The organism is Streptomyces sp. NPDC046900, assembly GCF_040644975.1.
In the GTDB taxonomy this organism is placed as follows: Bacteria; Actinomycetota; Actinomycetes; order Streptomycetales; family Streptomycetaceae; genus Streptomyces.
The window spans coordinates 45989-59606 of sequence record NZ_JBEYXD010000014.1; the positions used below are offsets into that span (position 1 = coordinate 45989).

General features: G+C 69.2%; 12 protein-coding genes. 10 read left to right on the plus strand and 2 right to left on the minus strand.

The features are described 5' to 3' along the window. Nucleotide 1: 1 nt before the first annotated feature. Entirely contained in the window at nucleotides 2–1951 is a 1950-nt protein-coding gene (locus tag ABZ904_RS16575) for an amino acid transporter (protein ID WP_361823845.1), read from the minus strand. Nucleotides 1952–2245: 294 nt separating this feature from the next. Between ABZ904_RS16575 and ABZ904_RS16580 the strand changes: the two genes are divergently transcribed. After that, nucleotides 2246–3523, plus strand: coding sequence for an ArgE/DapE family deacylase (locus ABZ904_RS16580; RefSeq protein WP_360990237.1), 1278 nt, complete (start codon nucleotides 2246–2248; stop codon nucleotides 3521–3523). A gap of 199 nt (nucleotides 3524–3722) precedes the next feature. Next, nucleotides 3723–4127: a hypothetical protein gene (locus ABZ904_RS16585; RefSeq protein WP_359395146.1), complete on the plus strand. Its 405-nt coding sequence runs from the start codon at nucleotides 3723–3725 to the stop codon at nucleotides 4125–4127. 248 nt (nucleotides 4128–4375) lie between these two features. On the opposite strand, the gene ABZ904_RS16590 is transcribed toward ABZ904_RS16585, so the two are convergent. After that, nucleotides 4376–5038 carry a hypothetical protein gene (locus ABZ904_RS16590; protein WP_359395148.1) on the minus strand — a complete coding sequence of 221 codons (663 nt, stop codon included), beginning with the start codon at nucleotides 5036–5038 and terminating at the stop codon, nucleotides 4376–4378. 139 nt (nucleotides 5039–5177) lie between these two features. On the opposite strand from ABZ904_RS16590, the gene hemL reads away from it, so the two are divergent. The 8 genes from hemL to ABZ904_RS16630 all read left to right on the plus strand — a co-directional run bounded on the left by hemL (nucleotide 5178) and on the right by ABZ904_RS16630 (nucleotide 13596). Further along, complete coding sequence (hemL, locus tag ABZ904_RS16595; RefSeq protein ID WP_359395149.1) at nucleotides 5178–6497, plus strand: glutamate-1-semialdehyde 2,1-aminomutase; 1320 nt, start codon at nucleotides 5178–5180, stop codon at nucleotides 6495–6497. Beyond that, nucleotides 6494–7168 carry a histidine phosphatase family protein gene (locus tag ABZ904_RS16600; RefSeq protein WP_359395151.1) on the plus strand — a complete coding sequence of 225 codons (675 nt, stop codon included), beginning with the start codon at nucleotides 6494–6496 and terminating at the stop codon, nucleotides 7166–7168. Before hemL ends, ABZ904_RS16600 begins: the two co-directional genes overlap by 4 nt. Before the next feature lie 191 nt (nucleotides 7169–7359). Continuing rightward, nucleotides 7360–8646, plus strand: a complete 1287-nt coding sequence (locus ABZ904_RS16605) for a hypothetical protein (RefSeq protein ID WP_359395153.1) — start codon at nucleotides 7360–7362, stop codon at nucleotides 8644–8646. 66 nt (nucleotides 8647–8712) lie between these two features. After that, a complete protein-coding gene (locus ABZ904_RS16610; RefSeq protein ID WP_360990243.1) occupies nucleotides 8713–9348 on the plus strand; it encodes a TlpA disulfide reductase family protein in 636 nt (211 codons plus the stop codon). Nucleotide 9349: 1 nt separating this feature from the next. After that, nucleotides 9350–10123, plus strand: coding sequence for a cytochrome c biogenesis protein CcdA (locus ABZ904_RS16615; RefSeq protein ID WP_359395157.1), 774 nt, complete (start codon nucleotides 9350–9352; stop codon nucleotides 10121–10123). Nucleotides 10124–10126: 3 nt separating this feature from the next. Further along, nucleotides 10127–11968 (plus strand): cytochrome c biogenesis protein ResB, encoded by a 1842-nt coding sequence (locus ABZ904_RS16620; protein ID WP_360990247.1) that lies wholly within the window; start codon nucleotides 10127–10129, stop codon nucleotides 11966–11968. After that, the gene (gene ccsB, locus ABZ904_RS16625) at nucleotides 11965–13047 is read left to right on the plus strand and encodes a c-type cytochrome biogenesis protein CcsB (protein WP_359395161.1); all 1083 of its coding nucleotides are present in this window, start codon (nucleotides 11965–11967) and stop codon (nucleotides 13045–13047) included. Before ABZ904_RS16620 ends, ccsB begins: the two co-directional genes overlap by 4 nt. 138 nt (nucleotides 13048–13185) lie before the next feature. Beyond that, nucleotides 13186–13596 (plus strand): SRPBCC domain-containing protein, encoded by a 411-nt coding sequence (locus ABZ904_RS16630; protein ID WP_361823852.1) that lies wholly within the window; start codon nucleotides 13186–13188, stop codon nucleotides 13594–13596. Nucleotides 13597–13618: the final 22 nt, after the last annotated feature.

Genomic DNA, 13618 nt, shown 5'->3' on the forward strand with positions numbered 1-13618 from the left:
CTCAGCCCACGTGCACGCGCGGCCGCCGCTTCCGGTCGTGCTCCGCCTCCCGCAGCACCTCCCGGGTCACGGGTGCCACCTCTCCCTGACCGAAGAGGAAGAAGCGCAGGAAGTTGGCGAACGGGGTCCCCTCGGTCCACTCGAAGTACATGTGCGGGATGCAGCCGGTCATGTCCCGGGCGTGCAGCAGCAGAGCGGCGAGGGCGTTGGGGATGGAGGACGACTCCAGGGTGAGCACGCGGTAGCGGCCGTGCATGACCTCGCCGCGGACGGTCAGACCGGCCTCGAACTCCGACGGGTCCCGGATCGTCACCTCCACGAAGACGAAGTCCTCCTGCGGGGGCAGGTCGTTGTCGTTCCGGATCTGCTCGATCTTGTCGCGGTACTCGGCGACGTCCCGGTTGTTCGGCTCGTTGGCGATGAACCGGATCTTGCGGCTGGCGATGTCCCGGACGAAGCGTTCGGCGAGGGTGTCCAGGGTCACGCTGGTCACCCGCAGCTCGAAGGCGCGGGCGAGGCGGGAGAGCAGCGAGAGCAGGATGATCCCGGCGATGAAGCAGGCGCCGATCTTCACACCGTCGGGCCGCTCGATCACGTTGACGACCGTCGTGTAGAGGAAGACGGCCGAGATGATCGCGAACACGATGGTCCATCTGCGCTGTGCGGCCTTGCGGGCGGCGATGGTCACCGCGATCGCCGCGGAGCTGATCAGGACCAGCACACCGGTGGCGTAGGCGCCGCCCTGGGCGTCCACATTGGCGTCGAAGATCCAGGTGACCAGGAACGCGACCAGGGTGAAGACGATGACCATGGGCCGCACGGCGCGCGCCCAGTGCGGCGCCATGCCGTAGCGGGGCAGGTAGCGCGGCATCAGGTTGAGCAGGCCGGCCATCGCGGAGGCTCCCGCGAACCACAGGATCGCGATGGTGGAGACGTCGTAGACCGTGCCGAAGGCGTTCCCCAGATACTCGTGCGCCAGGTAGGCCAGCGCACGGCCGTTGGCCCGGCCGCCCGCCCGGAACTCCTTCTCCGGGATCAGCAGCGTGGTGATGAAGCTGGTGGTGATGAGGTAGCCGCTCATGATGACCGCGGCCGTGGTCAGCAGCTTCTTGGTCTCCCGGATCCGGCCGGTGGGCCGCTCCTCCGTGTCGCCGGGGTCGCCCTGCACATGGGGCATGACGGCGACACCGGTCTCGAAGCCCGACAGACCAAGCGCCAGCTTCGGGAAGACGATCAGCGCCACACCGATCATGACGAAGACGTTGCCGTGCTCGGTGGTCAGAGCGCCCGTCCAGTCGGTGACCACGTGCATGGCCGTCAGCACATGCCACAGTCCGACGGCCACGACCACGGCGTTCAGCGCGAGGTAGATACCGACCAGGGCGAAGGCGACGCCGATCGCCTCCAGGAACCCCTTGAGGAACACCGCGCCCAGCAAGGTGATGAGCAGCAGGGTGATGATCATCTGGTGGCCGTGGAGGGTGCCGGTCAGATGCGGGTTCTCGATCAGGTGGGTGGAGGCGTCGGCGGCCGAGAGCGTGATGGTGATCAGGAAGTCGGTGGCGGCGAAGCCCAGCAGGGTCAGGACGAAGAGCTTGCCCTTCCAGAAGGTGAGGAGCCGTTCCAGCATGGCGATGGAGCCCTGGCCGTGCGGGCTCTCCTGCGCCACCCGCCGGTAGACCGGCAGGGCGCCGGCCAGGGTGACGATCACGAGGACGATGGTGGCGATGGGGGAGAGCAGTCCGGCGGCGAGGGCGGCGATGCCGGGCTGGTAGCCGAGGGTGGAGAAGTAGTCGACGCCGGTCAGGCACATCACCCGCCACCAGGGCTGGCCCTTGTGCGGTGACTCGGGCTGGGCGTGCGGAGCCGCGGAGCCCTTGCCCATGTCGGACAGCCCCTCCAGCATCCACGCCCGCAAGCGGCTCGGACGTGTGTGCTCCGTAGCGGCCATCGGCGTGCTCTCCTGGCATATGGCTCTGCGAGCGGTTCCGGCCATCGAGGAGACCGGGTTCCAGCGTAGGCAGAGACCGAATCCGGTGGCCCGTGGACGGCGACCGGATGGTGTCGCGCCGCCTGGAGGAGACAGGTGGACATCAGGTAGGTGGTGCCTGGTCGGTGAGGGTGCGCCGAGGACCGGGCCGCTGCGACCGCGGGGAGTGGCCGGGCACGCCCAGGGCCTAGGGTGGCGCACCCAGGGCCGTCGGCTGCCGGAAGCCGTGGCGTGTCGTGACAGGAGCAACCGTCCATGACCGCACCCGAGTTCACTCCCGAGGAGGCCGCCGCGCTGGCGGCCGTCGACGAGGCGTCCATCGCCCGGACGCTGCGGGAGCTGATCGCGATCCCGAGCGTGACCGGAACCCCGGCCGAGTCGGAGATCCAGCACGAGCTGGCCCGGCGGCTCGACCGGCTCGGGCTCGACGTCGACCTGTGGTCCATGAACCTGCCCGAACTCCTCGCCGACCCCGGCTTCCCCGGCGCCGAGGCACCCAGGGACGAGGCCTGGGGCCTGGTCGCCTCGACCCCGGACGGGGACGACGGACCGGCACTGATCCTCCAGGGGCATGTGGACGTCGTACCGCCGGGGGATCCGGCGAGCTGGAAGGGCGACCCGTTCGTGGCGAGGGCCGCCGGGGACGTCGTGTACGGCCGCGGCGCCTGCGACATGAAGGCCGGACTCGTGGCGCATCTGGCCGCACTGGAAGCGGTGCGCGCGAGCGGGGCCCGGCTGCGCGGCCGCGTCGCCGTGCACTTCGTCGTCGGCGAGGAGGACGGCGGGCTCGGCGCCTTCGGCACGCTGCGGCGCGGGCACACCGGCGACGCGTGCGTCATCACCGAGCCGACCGGCGGCACTCTGGTGACGGCCAACGCGGGTGCCCTGACCTTCCGGATCTCCGTACCGGGCCGGGCGGCCCACGCGAGCTCCCGTGACGAGGGGGTGAGCGCCGTGGACGCGTACATACCGGTCCACCGGGCCCTGGCCGCACTGGAGGGGGACCGCAACACCGACCCGGACCCCTTGATGAAGGAATACCCCATCCCCTACGCGCTGTCGGTCGGCACCGTCCGCTCCGGCGACTGGGCGAGCAGCGTGCCCGATCTGCTGGTCGCCGAGGGCCGGCTGGGCGTGCGGCTCGGCGAGGACCCGGCCGCGGCCCGGGCCGAGCTGGAGGAGTGCGTTGCCCGGGCCTGCGCCGCCGACCCCTGGCTCAGCGCGCACCCGGCCGTCGTCACCTGGCCGGGGGGCCAGTTCGCGAGCGGCCGGCTGCCCGCAGGCCACCCGTTGCGGGACGCCGTGGCGACGGCGCACGCCGACGCGACGGGCGGTCCCGGGCCGCGGGAGCGCGGGGCGCCGTACGGCAGCGATCTGCGGCTGTACGCGGCGGAGGGCATCCCGACCCTGCAGTACGGGCCCGGTGACGTACGCCTCGCGCACAGCGCACGAGAGCGGGTTTCGCTCGCCGAAGTCACGAACGTGGCACGCGCACTCGCGTTGACGATCTTGCGCACGGTCGGAATCAAATGAAGGGAAGGTAAGAAGTCGGCTCTTACGATTACCCCCTGTACCTGCTGTTACTACAGAGAGTGGCCAACTTTTCGTCGTCTCCGTTGCTGCATTCCAGTGACAGCCGGGTCGCAGCCCGTTCGGCTCCATGGAAGCCTCGAAGGTGCGCGCAAGTGGGGGTCCGTCCAGTGGGGGATCTGTCACAGCACAGGAGACAAACGTGAAATCCACGCTTCGTACCCGCTCTGCCCGTGTCCTCGCCGTCGGTGCCGTCGCCGTCACCCTGGTGGCGGTCGGGGCCGTAGGTGCCTTCGCCGCCGCGCCTGCCTCGACGGCGCAGAACACGACCGTGACGGCCGCCTCGATCACCGTCCAGCCGTCGCACACCGAGCTGAAGCCGGGTCAGTCCGTGACGTTCGCCGGCCACACCGAGGGCCTGAGGGCCGGCGACATGCTGACGCTTCAGCGGTACATCGGCAGTCAGTGGGTCACCGTGAAGAGCCTCAAGGTGCAGGGCGACACCTTCACCTTCTCCGCCGTCAAGCTCCCCAACCGCGGCATGGAGAAGTTCCGGGTGATCCACGCCAAGGCGATGTCGCCGACGGTGACGATCAACGTGCGGTGACGCCGCGAGCCTGACGCCACAAGGCTGAGGGGCGCCCCGGATCCCGGGGCGCCCCTTCCGTCTGTCCGGCCGTGCGCGACAAACGTCCGGAATTCCGTCGCCGTGACCGCTGCGGAGCCGAGTGCGGCGCTCCATATGGAATTCGGCGCACATTTCCCTTTGTGCGGTCACGCTGTCATCCGGTCACGATGTCACGTGGGTCACAACGCCGTCGGAGTTGCCCTGTCGAGTGGTCCGGTGACGCCGGTTCAGGGCCACACCAGGCAATAGGGCTGATGCCCCGCCTCATGCAGTCGATGGCTGAAATCCTGCCATTCATGGAGCAACTGGTACACGTTGAAGGCGTCGCGCGGCCCGCCCCGGTCGGGCACCGTGGACCAGATGAACGCCGCGGCGCCCACCGCCTCCTCGCCGATGCCGCGCAGGGGGTCGACGACCGTCATGGGGAGCTTGACCACCGCGTAGTCGGGGTGCAGGACGACCAGTTCCAGCGGAGGGACCTTGTGCAGCGGGACGCCCTCGATGCCGGTGAGGACCATCGCCGCCATCGTCTCCGGCTTGATCTTGGTGAACATGCCGCCCATGCCCAGCTCGTCGCCGCCGAGCTCTTCGGGACGCATCGAGATCGGGACCCGGGCCGCGGTCGCGCCGTCGGGCGCACCGAAGTACTTGTACGTCACCCCCACCCGGCCACCATTCCCGCTTCCTGCCCCGAGTCCGTCCAACCTACGGTTCGCGTGGTCCATGCCATCCATACGCGACAGCCGGTCGATCCGCTCAGGTCCACCCTGCGCACCCTGCGCCTGACGTCTCTCGCTCGTCTCCTCCGCGTCGCGTCGGTGCCTTCCCCGCCGGGCACGCCGAGGACCGAGGTCATCGGTCCCCTCGCCCAGTCCGCCACCGCGATGCATATCTCCACCCGACTGCTTTTCTAGGATGCGAAGACCCCGTTGCGCAACCCGATCATCGTGTCAGTGACCTCCCCCACGTTCGTCCGCCGAAACGTGCGGTGAAACACCTGTCCGCGGGATCTTCGCGGCCTCTGACACCATGGCTTGTGTGAGCTATCCGTACGAAGCCCCAGTTTCGCAGACTCTTTTCGAGCGCGCGGCGGCCGTCACGCCCGGCGGCGTGAACTCTCCGGTACGCGCCTTCCGCGCCGTGGGCGGTACGCCCCGGTTCATGGTGTCCGGTGACGGTCCCTATTTGACCGATGCCGACGGACGCGAATATGTCGATCTTGTTTGTTCGTGGGGACCCATGATCCTCGGGCATTCCCACCCCGAGGTGATCGCCGCCGTCCAGGAGGCCGTCTCGCACGGCACCTCCTTCGGTACGCCCGGTGAGGGCGAGGTCGCGCTCGCCGAGGAGATCGTCGCCCGCGTCCGGCCCGTCGAGCAGGTGCGCCTCGTCTCCAGCGGGACGGAAGCCACCATGTCGGCGATCCGGCTCGCCCGCGGGTTCACCCGGCGGTCCAAGGTGATCAAATTCGCCGGGTGCTATCACGGGCACGTCGACTCCCTCCTCGCCGCCGCCGGCTCCGGGGTCGCGACGTTCGCGCTGCCCGACACCCCCGGAGTCACCGGTGCCCAGGCCGGCGACACCGTCGTCCTGCCCTACAACGATCTGGACGCCGTCCGCACCGCGTTCGCCGCCCACCCCGGCGAGATCGCCTGCCTGATCACCGAGGCCTCCCCCGGGAACATGGGGGTCGTTCCGCCGCTGCCGGGGTTCAACCAGGGACTCAAGGATCTCTGCGAGGAGAACGGCGCTCTCTACATCTCCGACGAGGTCATGACCGGCTTCCGCACCAGCAAGGCCGGCTGGTACGGGATCGACGGGGTCGAGCCCGACCTCATGACGTTCGGCAAGGTGATGGGTGGCGGCTTCCCCGCCGCCGCGTTCGGCGGACGTGCGGACGTCATGGCGCATCTGGCCCCGGCCGGGCCCGTCTACCAGGCCGGCACCCTCTCCGGGAACCCGGTCGCCACCGCCGCCGGTCTGGCCCAACTGCGGCTGCTCGACGACGCCGCGTACGAGAAGGTCGACGCGGTCTCCGCCGAGATCCGTACGCTCGTCACGGACGCGCTGACCAAGGAGGGCGTGGCGCACCGGCTGCAGAACGCCTCCAACATGTTCTCCGTGTTCTTCACCGACCGGCCGGTGCACAATTACGAGGACGCCAAGAGCCAGGAGTCCTTCCGGTTCACGGCGTTCTTCCACTCCCTTCTCTCCCAGGGCGTCTACCTGCCGCCCTCTTCTTTCGAATCCTGGTTCGTCTCCACCGCCCACGACGAGCGGGCGATCCAGCAGATCGCCGACGCCCTTCCGGCGGCGGCCCGTGCAGCAGCGGAGGCCACGGCAGCATGAGTGACATCACCGTCGTCCACCTGATGCGGCACGGCGAGGTCGCCAACCCCGACGGGGTGCTGTACGGGCGGCTGCCCGGCTACCACCTGTCCGAGCTGGGCCGGCAGATGGCCGAGCGGGTCGCCGAGCACCTCTCCTCCCGGGACATCACCCACGTCGTCGCCTCCCCGCTGGAGCGGGCGCAGGAGACGGCCACCCCGATCGCCAAGGCGCACGGTCTCGACCTCGCGGTCGACGAGCGGCTGATCGAGGCCGAGAACGTCTTCCAGGGCAAGGCCTTCGGGGTCGGGGACGGCGCGCTGCGGCGCCCCGAGAACTGGAAGCACCTCGTCAACCCGTTCAAGCCGTCCTGGGGCGAGCCGTACGTGGAGCAGGTCGTCCGGATGATGGGGGCGCTGGACGCCGCCAAGGACGCGGCGCGCGGCCACGAGGCCGTGTGCGTCAGCCACCAGCTGCCGATCTGGATCGTGCGCAGCTTCGTGGAGAAGCGCCGGCTGTGGCACGACCCGCGCAAGCGGCAGTGCACGCTGGCGTCCCTGACCACCTTCACGTATCAGGGCGACAGGATCGTGTCGGTGGGGTACACCGAGCCGGCCCGGGACCTGGTGCCGGCCCATCTGCTCGCGGGTGCCAAGCCGATCAAGGGCAAGGACAAGGCGTTCGGGGCCTGAGGACCGGCGCCCCGGTGACGGCGTACGCCTTGAGCCAAGGCGTACGCTTCGTCACAAGATGTACGCAGTCCTGCCGTGTAATCGTTTCTTCGTAAAGTCCGCTCCACGTAGTCGAGTTCGGCGGAACCTTCGTCTTCATCGCGCCCTCTCATTGTGTGACCACTGAGAGGGCGCAATGAGATGGGGACGGAATGAGGGAGATCAGCCGACGGGGACTGATGGGGCTGGGGGCGGGTGCGGCCGCCGCGATGGGGCTGGCCGGATGCGGTACCCAGCAGCACGACGACGCGAAGCCCGGCCGTGGTTCCGGCAAGAGCACTCCCCGTGCCTCCAGCAGCCCCACGGCCACCGCACGCCCCCTCGGTGACGGCTCGACCTCGGCCGCCGGCAAGCAGCCGAACCAGCCGGACAAGCCGGTGCCCCTGGAGCCCGGCCAGACGCCGCCGCAGTTCGTCGTCTTCTCCTGGGACGGCGCCGGAGAGGTCGGCAACGGGCTCTTCCCACGCTTTCTCGACCTCGCCAAGGAGCACGGCGCGCACATGACCTTCTTCCTCTCCGGGCTCTATCTGCTGCCGGAGTCGAAGAAGCGCACCTACCTCCCGCCGAACAACGCGCCGGGTGCCTCCGACATCGGCTATCTGACGGACGCGCACATCCGCTCCACCCTGCAGAACGTGCGCCGCGCCTGGCTCGAAGGCCATGAGATAGGCACCCACTTCAACGGGCACTTCTGCTCCGGTTTCGGCACCGTCGCGCACTGGACGCCCAAGCAGTGGCGCAGCGAGATCGACCAGGCCAAGTCCTTCGTCAAGGAGTGGCGGACCAACACCGGGTTCACCGATCTGCCGTCGCTGCCCTTCGACTACGACAAGGAACTGATCGGCGGCCGGACCCCCTGCCTCCTCGGCCAGGACAACCTGCTGCCCACGGCCCGCGAACTCGGCTGGCGCTACGACGCCTCCTCGCCCGGCGGCCGGCAGCGCTGGCCGGAGAAGCGCCAGGGCCTGTGGGACTTCCCGCTCCAACTGGTCCCGTTCCCCGGGCGCAGCTTCGAGGTCCTGTCGATGGACTACAACATGCTCGCCAACCAGTCGATCCGGACGACGCAGGCTCCCTCGTCCAACTACCCGGGCTGGCGTACCCAGGCGGCGAACGCCTACATATCCGGATTCAGGCGGGCATACGAGACCAATCGTGCGCCGTTCTTCATAGGCAACCACTTCGAGCACTGGAACGGCGGCATCTACATGGACGCCGTCGAAGAGGCGTTCAAGCACATAGCCCGTGAGAAGGAAAAGGGCGCTGACGTACGGCTCGTCTCCTTCCGGCAGTTCACGGACTGGCTCGATGTGCAGCGGCCCGAGGTCGTGCGCAAGCTGCAGTCGCTGGACGTGGGGCAGAAGCCGGCCGGGGGCTGGGCGACGTTTCTCGCGGCAGCCGGCAAGGGGGCTTCGGGTGCCCCGTCGAAAGCCGCCTGAAACGCGGTTTTCCACCCACAAGGGGGGTGCGCAAGATCCCCGGAACGGACATGCGAAACTTTTCACATGAGTGCCGCCTGCCGCACCCCCCAGCGCCTGAACCGGACCCGCAGCTGCAGCCGCCGACGCGCCGCCCTGGCCACCGCCGGGGCCGCCGTGGCGGCGCTGGTGCTGTCCGCCTGCTCCTCCGGGGGCACCTCCGGGGGCTCCGGCAACACCAACTTCATCACCGGCAAGGACGGCATCGCGACCGTCAAGAAGGGCGAGCGGGCCGCCGCTCCCGACCTGTCCGGGCCGACGATCGACGGCAAGCAGCTGGACGTCGCCGCCTACAAGGGCAAGGTCGTCGTCATCAACGTCTGGGGCTCCTGGTGCCCGCCGTGCCGCGCCGAGGCGTCGAACTTCGTCAAGGTCGCCCAGGACACGGCCGGCAAGGGCGTCCAGTTCGTCGGCATCAACACCCGCGACACCAGCACCCAGCCGGCCCGCGCCTTCGAGAAGCAGTACGGGGTGCCGTACCCGAGTCTGTACGACCCGACGGGAAAGCTGATGCTCCGCTTCAAGCAGGGCACACTCAACCCGCAGGCGATCCCCTCCACACTGGTCATCGACCGGGACGGGAAGATCGCCGCGCGCACGCTGCAGGCGCTCAGCGAGGACAAGCTGCGCGCGATGCTCGCCCCGGTACTCGCGGAGAAGTGACGTGACCGGAGTGTCCACTCTCGCCGCGGCCACCGATCCCAACCAGACGGTACTCAACGGGGCTCTGCTGCTCGCCGTGCCGGTGGCGGTGCTCGGGGGTCTCGTCTCCTTCTTCTCCCCGTGCGTTCTGCCGCTGGTCCCCGGTTACCTCTCGTATGTGACCGGGGTCACCGGCAGCGATCTGGCGGAGGCGCGGCGCGGGCGGATGGTCACCGGCGCCTCCCTGTTCGTGATCGGGTTCACCGTCGTCTTCGTCTCCGGCGGGGCGCTGTTCGGGTACTTCGGGCAGACGCTGCAGGAGTACAGGGACACCGTGTCCAAGGTGCTCGGTGTCCTCATGATCCTGCTGGGCGTCTTCTTCATGGGCCTGATGCCCTGGCTGACCCAGCGGGAGTTCCGTTTCCACAAGCGGCCGATGGCCGGGCTGATCGGCGCGCCACTGCTGGGCGCGCTGTTCGGGATCGGCTGGACCCCATGCATCGGCCCGACCCTCGCCTCCGTGCTGGCGCTCTCCTCCAACCAGGCGAGCGCGGGCCGCGGGGCCCTGCTGACCGTCGCCTACTGCCTCGGTCTCGGTGTGCCCTTCGTGCTCGCCGCGGTCGCCTTCCGCAAGGCGCTCGGTGCCTTCGGCTGGGTCAAGCGCCACTATGTCTGGGTGATGCGCATCGGCGGCACGATGATGATCGTGACCGGTGTGCTGCTGCTGACCGGCGCCTGGGACAGCCTCGTGCAGGACATGCAGACCTGGTCCAACGGCTTCACGGTGGGGATCTGACCCATGAGCGACACACGGAGCACCGACGTGCACAGCGACGGAACCCCTGGAACATCCGCGCGGACCAGCGAGCCCGAGACTCCCGCGAACGCCACCGAGTCCGACCTCGGCGAGGCCGCCTCGCAGCTGTCCACCGCCCCCGTCGAGACGGCCGTGCCCGGCTCCTTCGGCGGTTCCCGGGCGCCCGGCGCCAAGGGGTGGATGACCTGGATCCTGCGGGAGACCGTCGGCTGGGCCCGCTGGTTCTGGCGGCAGTTGACCTCCATGAGGGTCGCGCTGCTCCTGCTGTTCCTGCTCTCGCTCGGGGCGATCCCCGGTTCGCTCATCCCGCAGTCCGGCACCGACGTGCTGAAGGTGCAGGACTTCATGACCGCCCACAGGACGCTGGGCCCGGTCTACGAGAAGCTCGGGCTGTTCCATGTGTACAGCTCGGTGTGGTTCTCGGCGATCTACATCCTGCTGTTCGTCTCCCTCATCGGCTGCATCGTGCCGCGCAGCTGGCAGTTCGTCGGGCAGCTCAGGGGCCGCCCGCCGGCCGCGCCCAAGCGGCTGACCCGGCTGCCCGCGTACGCGACCTGGCGCACCGACGCCGACCCCGAGCAGGTCCGCGAGGTCGCGCTGAAGGTGCTCAAGCGGCGCCGTTTCCGTGCCCATGTCGCCGGTGACGCCGTCGCCGCCGAGAAGGGCTATCTGCGCGAGGCCGGGAACCTGGCCTTCCATGTCGCCCTCGTGGTGATGCTGGTCGCCTTCGCCTGGGGCCAGCTCTACAAGTCCGAGGGCAACAAGCTGGTCGTCGAGGGCGACGGGTTCTCCAACACCCTCACGCAGTACGACGACTTCAAGTCGGGCAACCTCTTCACCGACGACGACCTCGTGCCGTTCAGCTTCAAGCTGGACAAGTTCGCCGCCACGTACGAGCGCACCGGCCCCAACAAGGGCACCCCGCGCACCTACCAGGCCGGCATCACCTACAGCGTGGGCGCCTACGGCAAGGACAAGAAGACCACCATCAAGGTCAACGAGCCGCTGAACATCGGCGACGCGAAGGTCTACCTCGTCAGCCACGGGTACGCCCCCACGGTCACCGTCCGCGACGGCAAGGGCAACGTCGTCTACCACGACGCCGTGCCGCTGCTGCCCCTCGACCCCAACGTGACCTCGCAGGGCGCGATCAAGGTGCTGGACGGCTACCGGAACGCCCAGGGCCGGCCGGAGCAACTCGGCTTCCTCGCGGTCTTCGTGCCGACCTTCGCCGGAGCCGGCAAGGGCACGATGTCCTCGCAGTTCCCGGCGCTCGACCACCCGGTGCTGGCGCTGAACGCGTACCACGGGGACCTGGGCGTCAACGCGGGCCTCCCGCAGAACGTGTACCAGCTGGACACCAAGAACCTGAAGCAGTTCAAGGACGCGAGCGGTGCCATCCTCAAGTCCAGCCTGCTGCCCGGTGAGACCATGACGCTGCCCGGCGGCAACGGCTCGATCACCTTCGACAAGGACATCAAGGCGTGGGCCGGCTTCCAGATCGTCCAGCAGCCCGGCACCGGCTGGGCGCTCGGCGCCGCGATGACCGCGATCTTCGGACTGGCCGCCTCGCTGTTCATCCACCGCCGCCGCGTCTGGGTGCGCGCGACGACCGGAGCCGACGGCGTGACCGTCGTCGAGATGGCGGGTCTCGGCCGCAGCGAGTCCACGAGGCTGCCCGAGGAACTCGGCGACCTGGCCGCGCTCGTCCACGACCAGGCACCCACGACAATCGACGACGAACCGTCCCCGGACGCCGACCCCGATCAGGAGCCGGGCGCCGCAACCTCCGTACCCGTCGCTGAAGGGGCTCAGAAGAAGTGACCCTCGCCACCGCCACCAACGAACACCTCGCGAACATCAGCAACACGCTGATCTACTCCGCGATGGCCGTCTACACCCTGGCGTTCTTCACCTACATCGCCGAATGGATCTTCGGCAGCCGCAGCAGGGTCGCCCGTACGGCGAACGCGCTCACCGCCGACGGCGCGAAGAAGGCGGAGGGGCCCGCCGTCACGGTCCGGAAGGCCGGGGGCACCGCGGTGCTCGAGCGGCCGAAGGTCGTCACCCGCGCCGCGACCGGTGCCCGTGACGTGCCGGACGGCCCCGGCGCCCACGGCGGCGACGAGCAGGGCGACCTCTACGGCCGGATCGCCGTCTCGCTCACGGCGCTGGCCTTCCTCATCGAACTCGTCGGCGTCATCGCCCGCGCGGCGTCCGTACAGCGGGCGCCCTGGGGCAACATGTACGAGTTCAACATCACCTTCTCCACGGTCGCCGTCGGTGTGTACCTCGCGCTGCTCGCCCTGAAGAAGAACGTGCGCTGGCTGGGCCTCTTCCTCACCACCACGGTCCTGCTCGACCTCGGTCTCGCCGTCACCGTCCTGTACACGGCCAGCGACCAGCTCGTCCCGGCCCTCCACTCGTACTGGCTGTACATCCACGTCTCCACCGCCATCATCTGCGGTGCGGTCTTCTACGTCGGCGCGGTCGGCACGCTCCTCTATCTCTTCAAGGACTCGTACGAGAACAAGCTGCAGAACGGCGGCAAGCCCGGCACCTTCGCCACGTCCGTCCTGGAGCGGCTTCCCGCCTCCGCCTCCCTCGACAAGTTCGCCTACCGCGTGAACGCCGCGGTCTTCCCCCTGTGGACGTTCACGATCATCGCGGGCTCCATCTGGGCGGAGTCCGCCTGGGGCCGCTACTGGGGCTGGGACCCCAAGGAGACCTGGGCCTTCATCACCTGGGTCGCGTACGCCTGCTATCTGCACGCCCGTTCCACGGCCGGCTGGAAGGGCCGCAAGGCGGCCTACATCGCGCTCATCGCCTTCGGCTGCTGGCTGTTCAACTACTACGGCGTCAACATCTTCGTGACCGGCAAGCACTCCTACGCGGGCGTCTAGTCCTCCTGCCGCACAGGCCGGTTCCGTGGCGTGAGCCACCGGAACCGGCCTGCGCCGTTCGCAGGCGGCCCTGGCCGCCAGGACGGCCCGGCACCTGCAACACGTGCGGAACATCCGCTCGCGGGCGAGGCTGGTGTCATGACCGATCCCATCGAAGAGGGCACCGCCGAGCACCGTGGGGGTGTGCACGTACGGCACTACCTGCTGCACCTGCCCCGGCCCGTGGAGGAGGTCTGGCCCGCCCTGGCAACCGCCGCGGGTCTTGGCTGCTGGCTGGCCGCCGCCGAGCCGTTCGAACCACGGCTCGGCGGCGAGGTGGGACTGAGCCTGCCCGGTGGAACGGCCCGGGGCCGCGTCACCGCGTGGGACGTGGAACGGGTCGCCGAGTACACCGTGGAGCGCCGCGGCCGTATCCGCTTCCATCTGGAACCGGGCCGTCCCGAGGGCACCACGGTGCGCTTCACGCACGAGTCCGAGGAGGACACGGACCCGGACTGGAGGGAACGCTTCGAGCGCCTGCTCGCGTATGTGGGAGGCCGCGGCGGCTGAGCCGTCGCACGCTCCTCGGCCC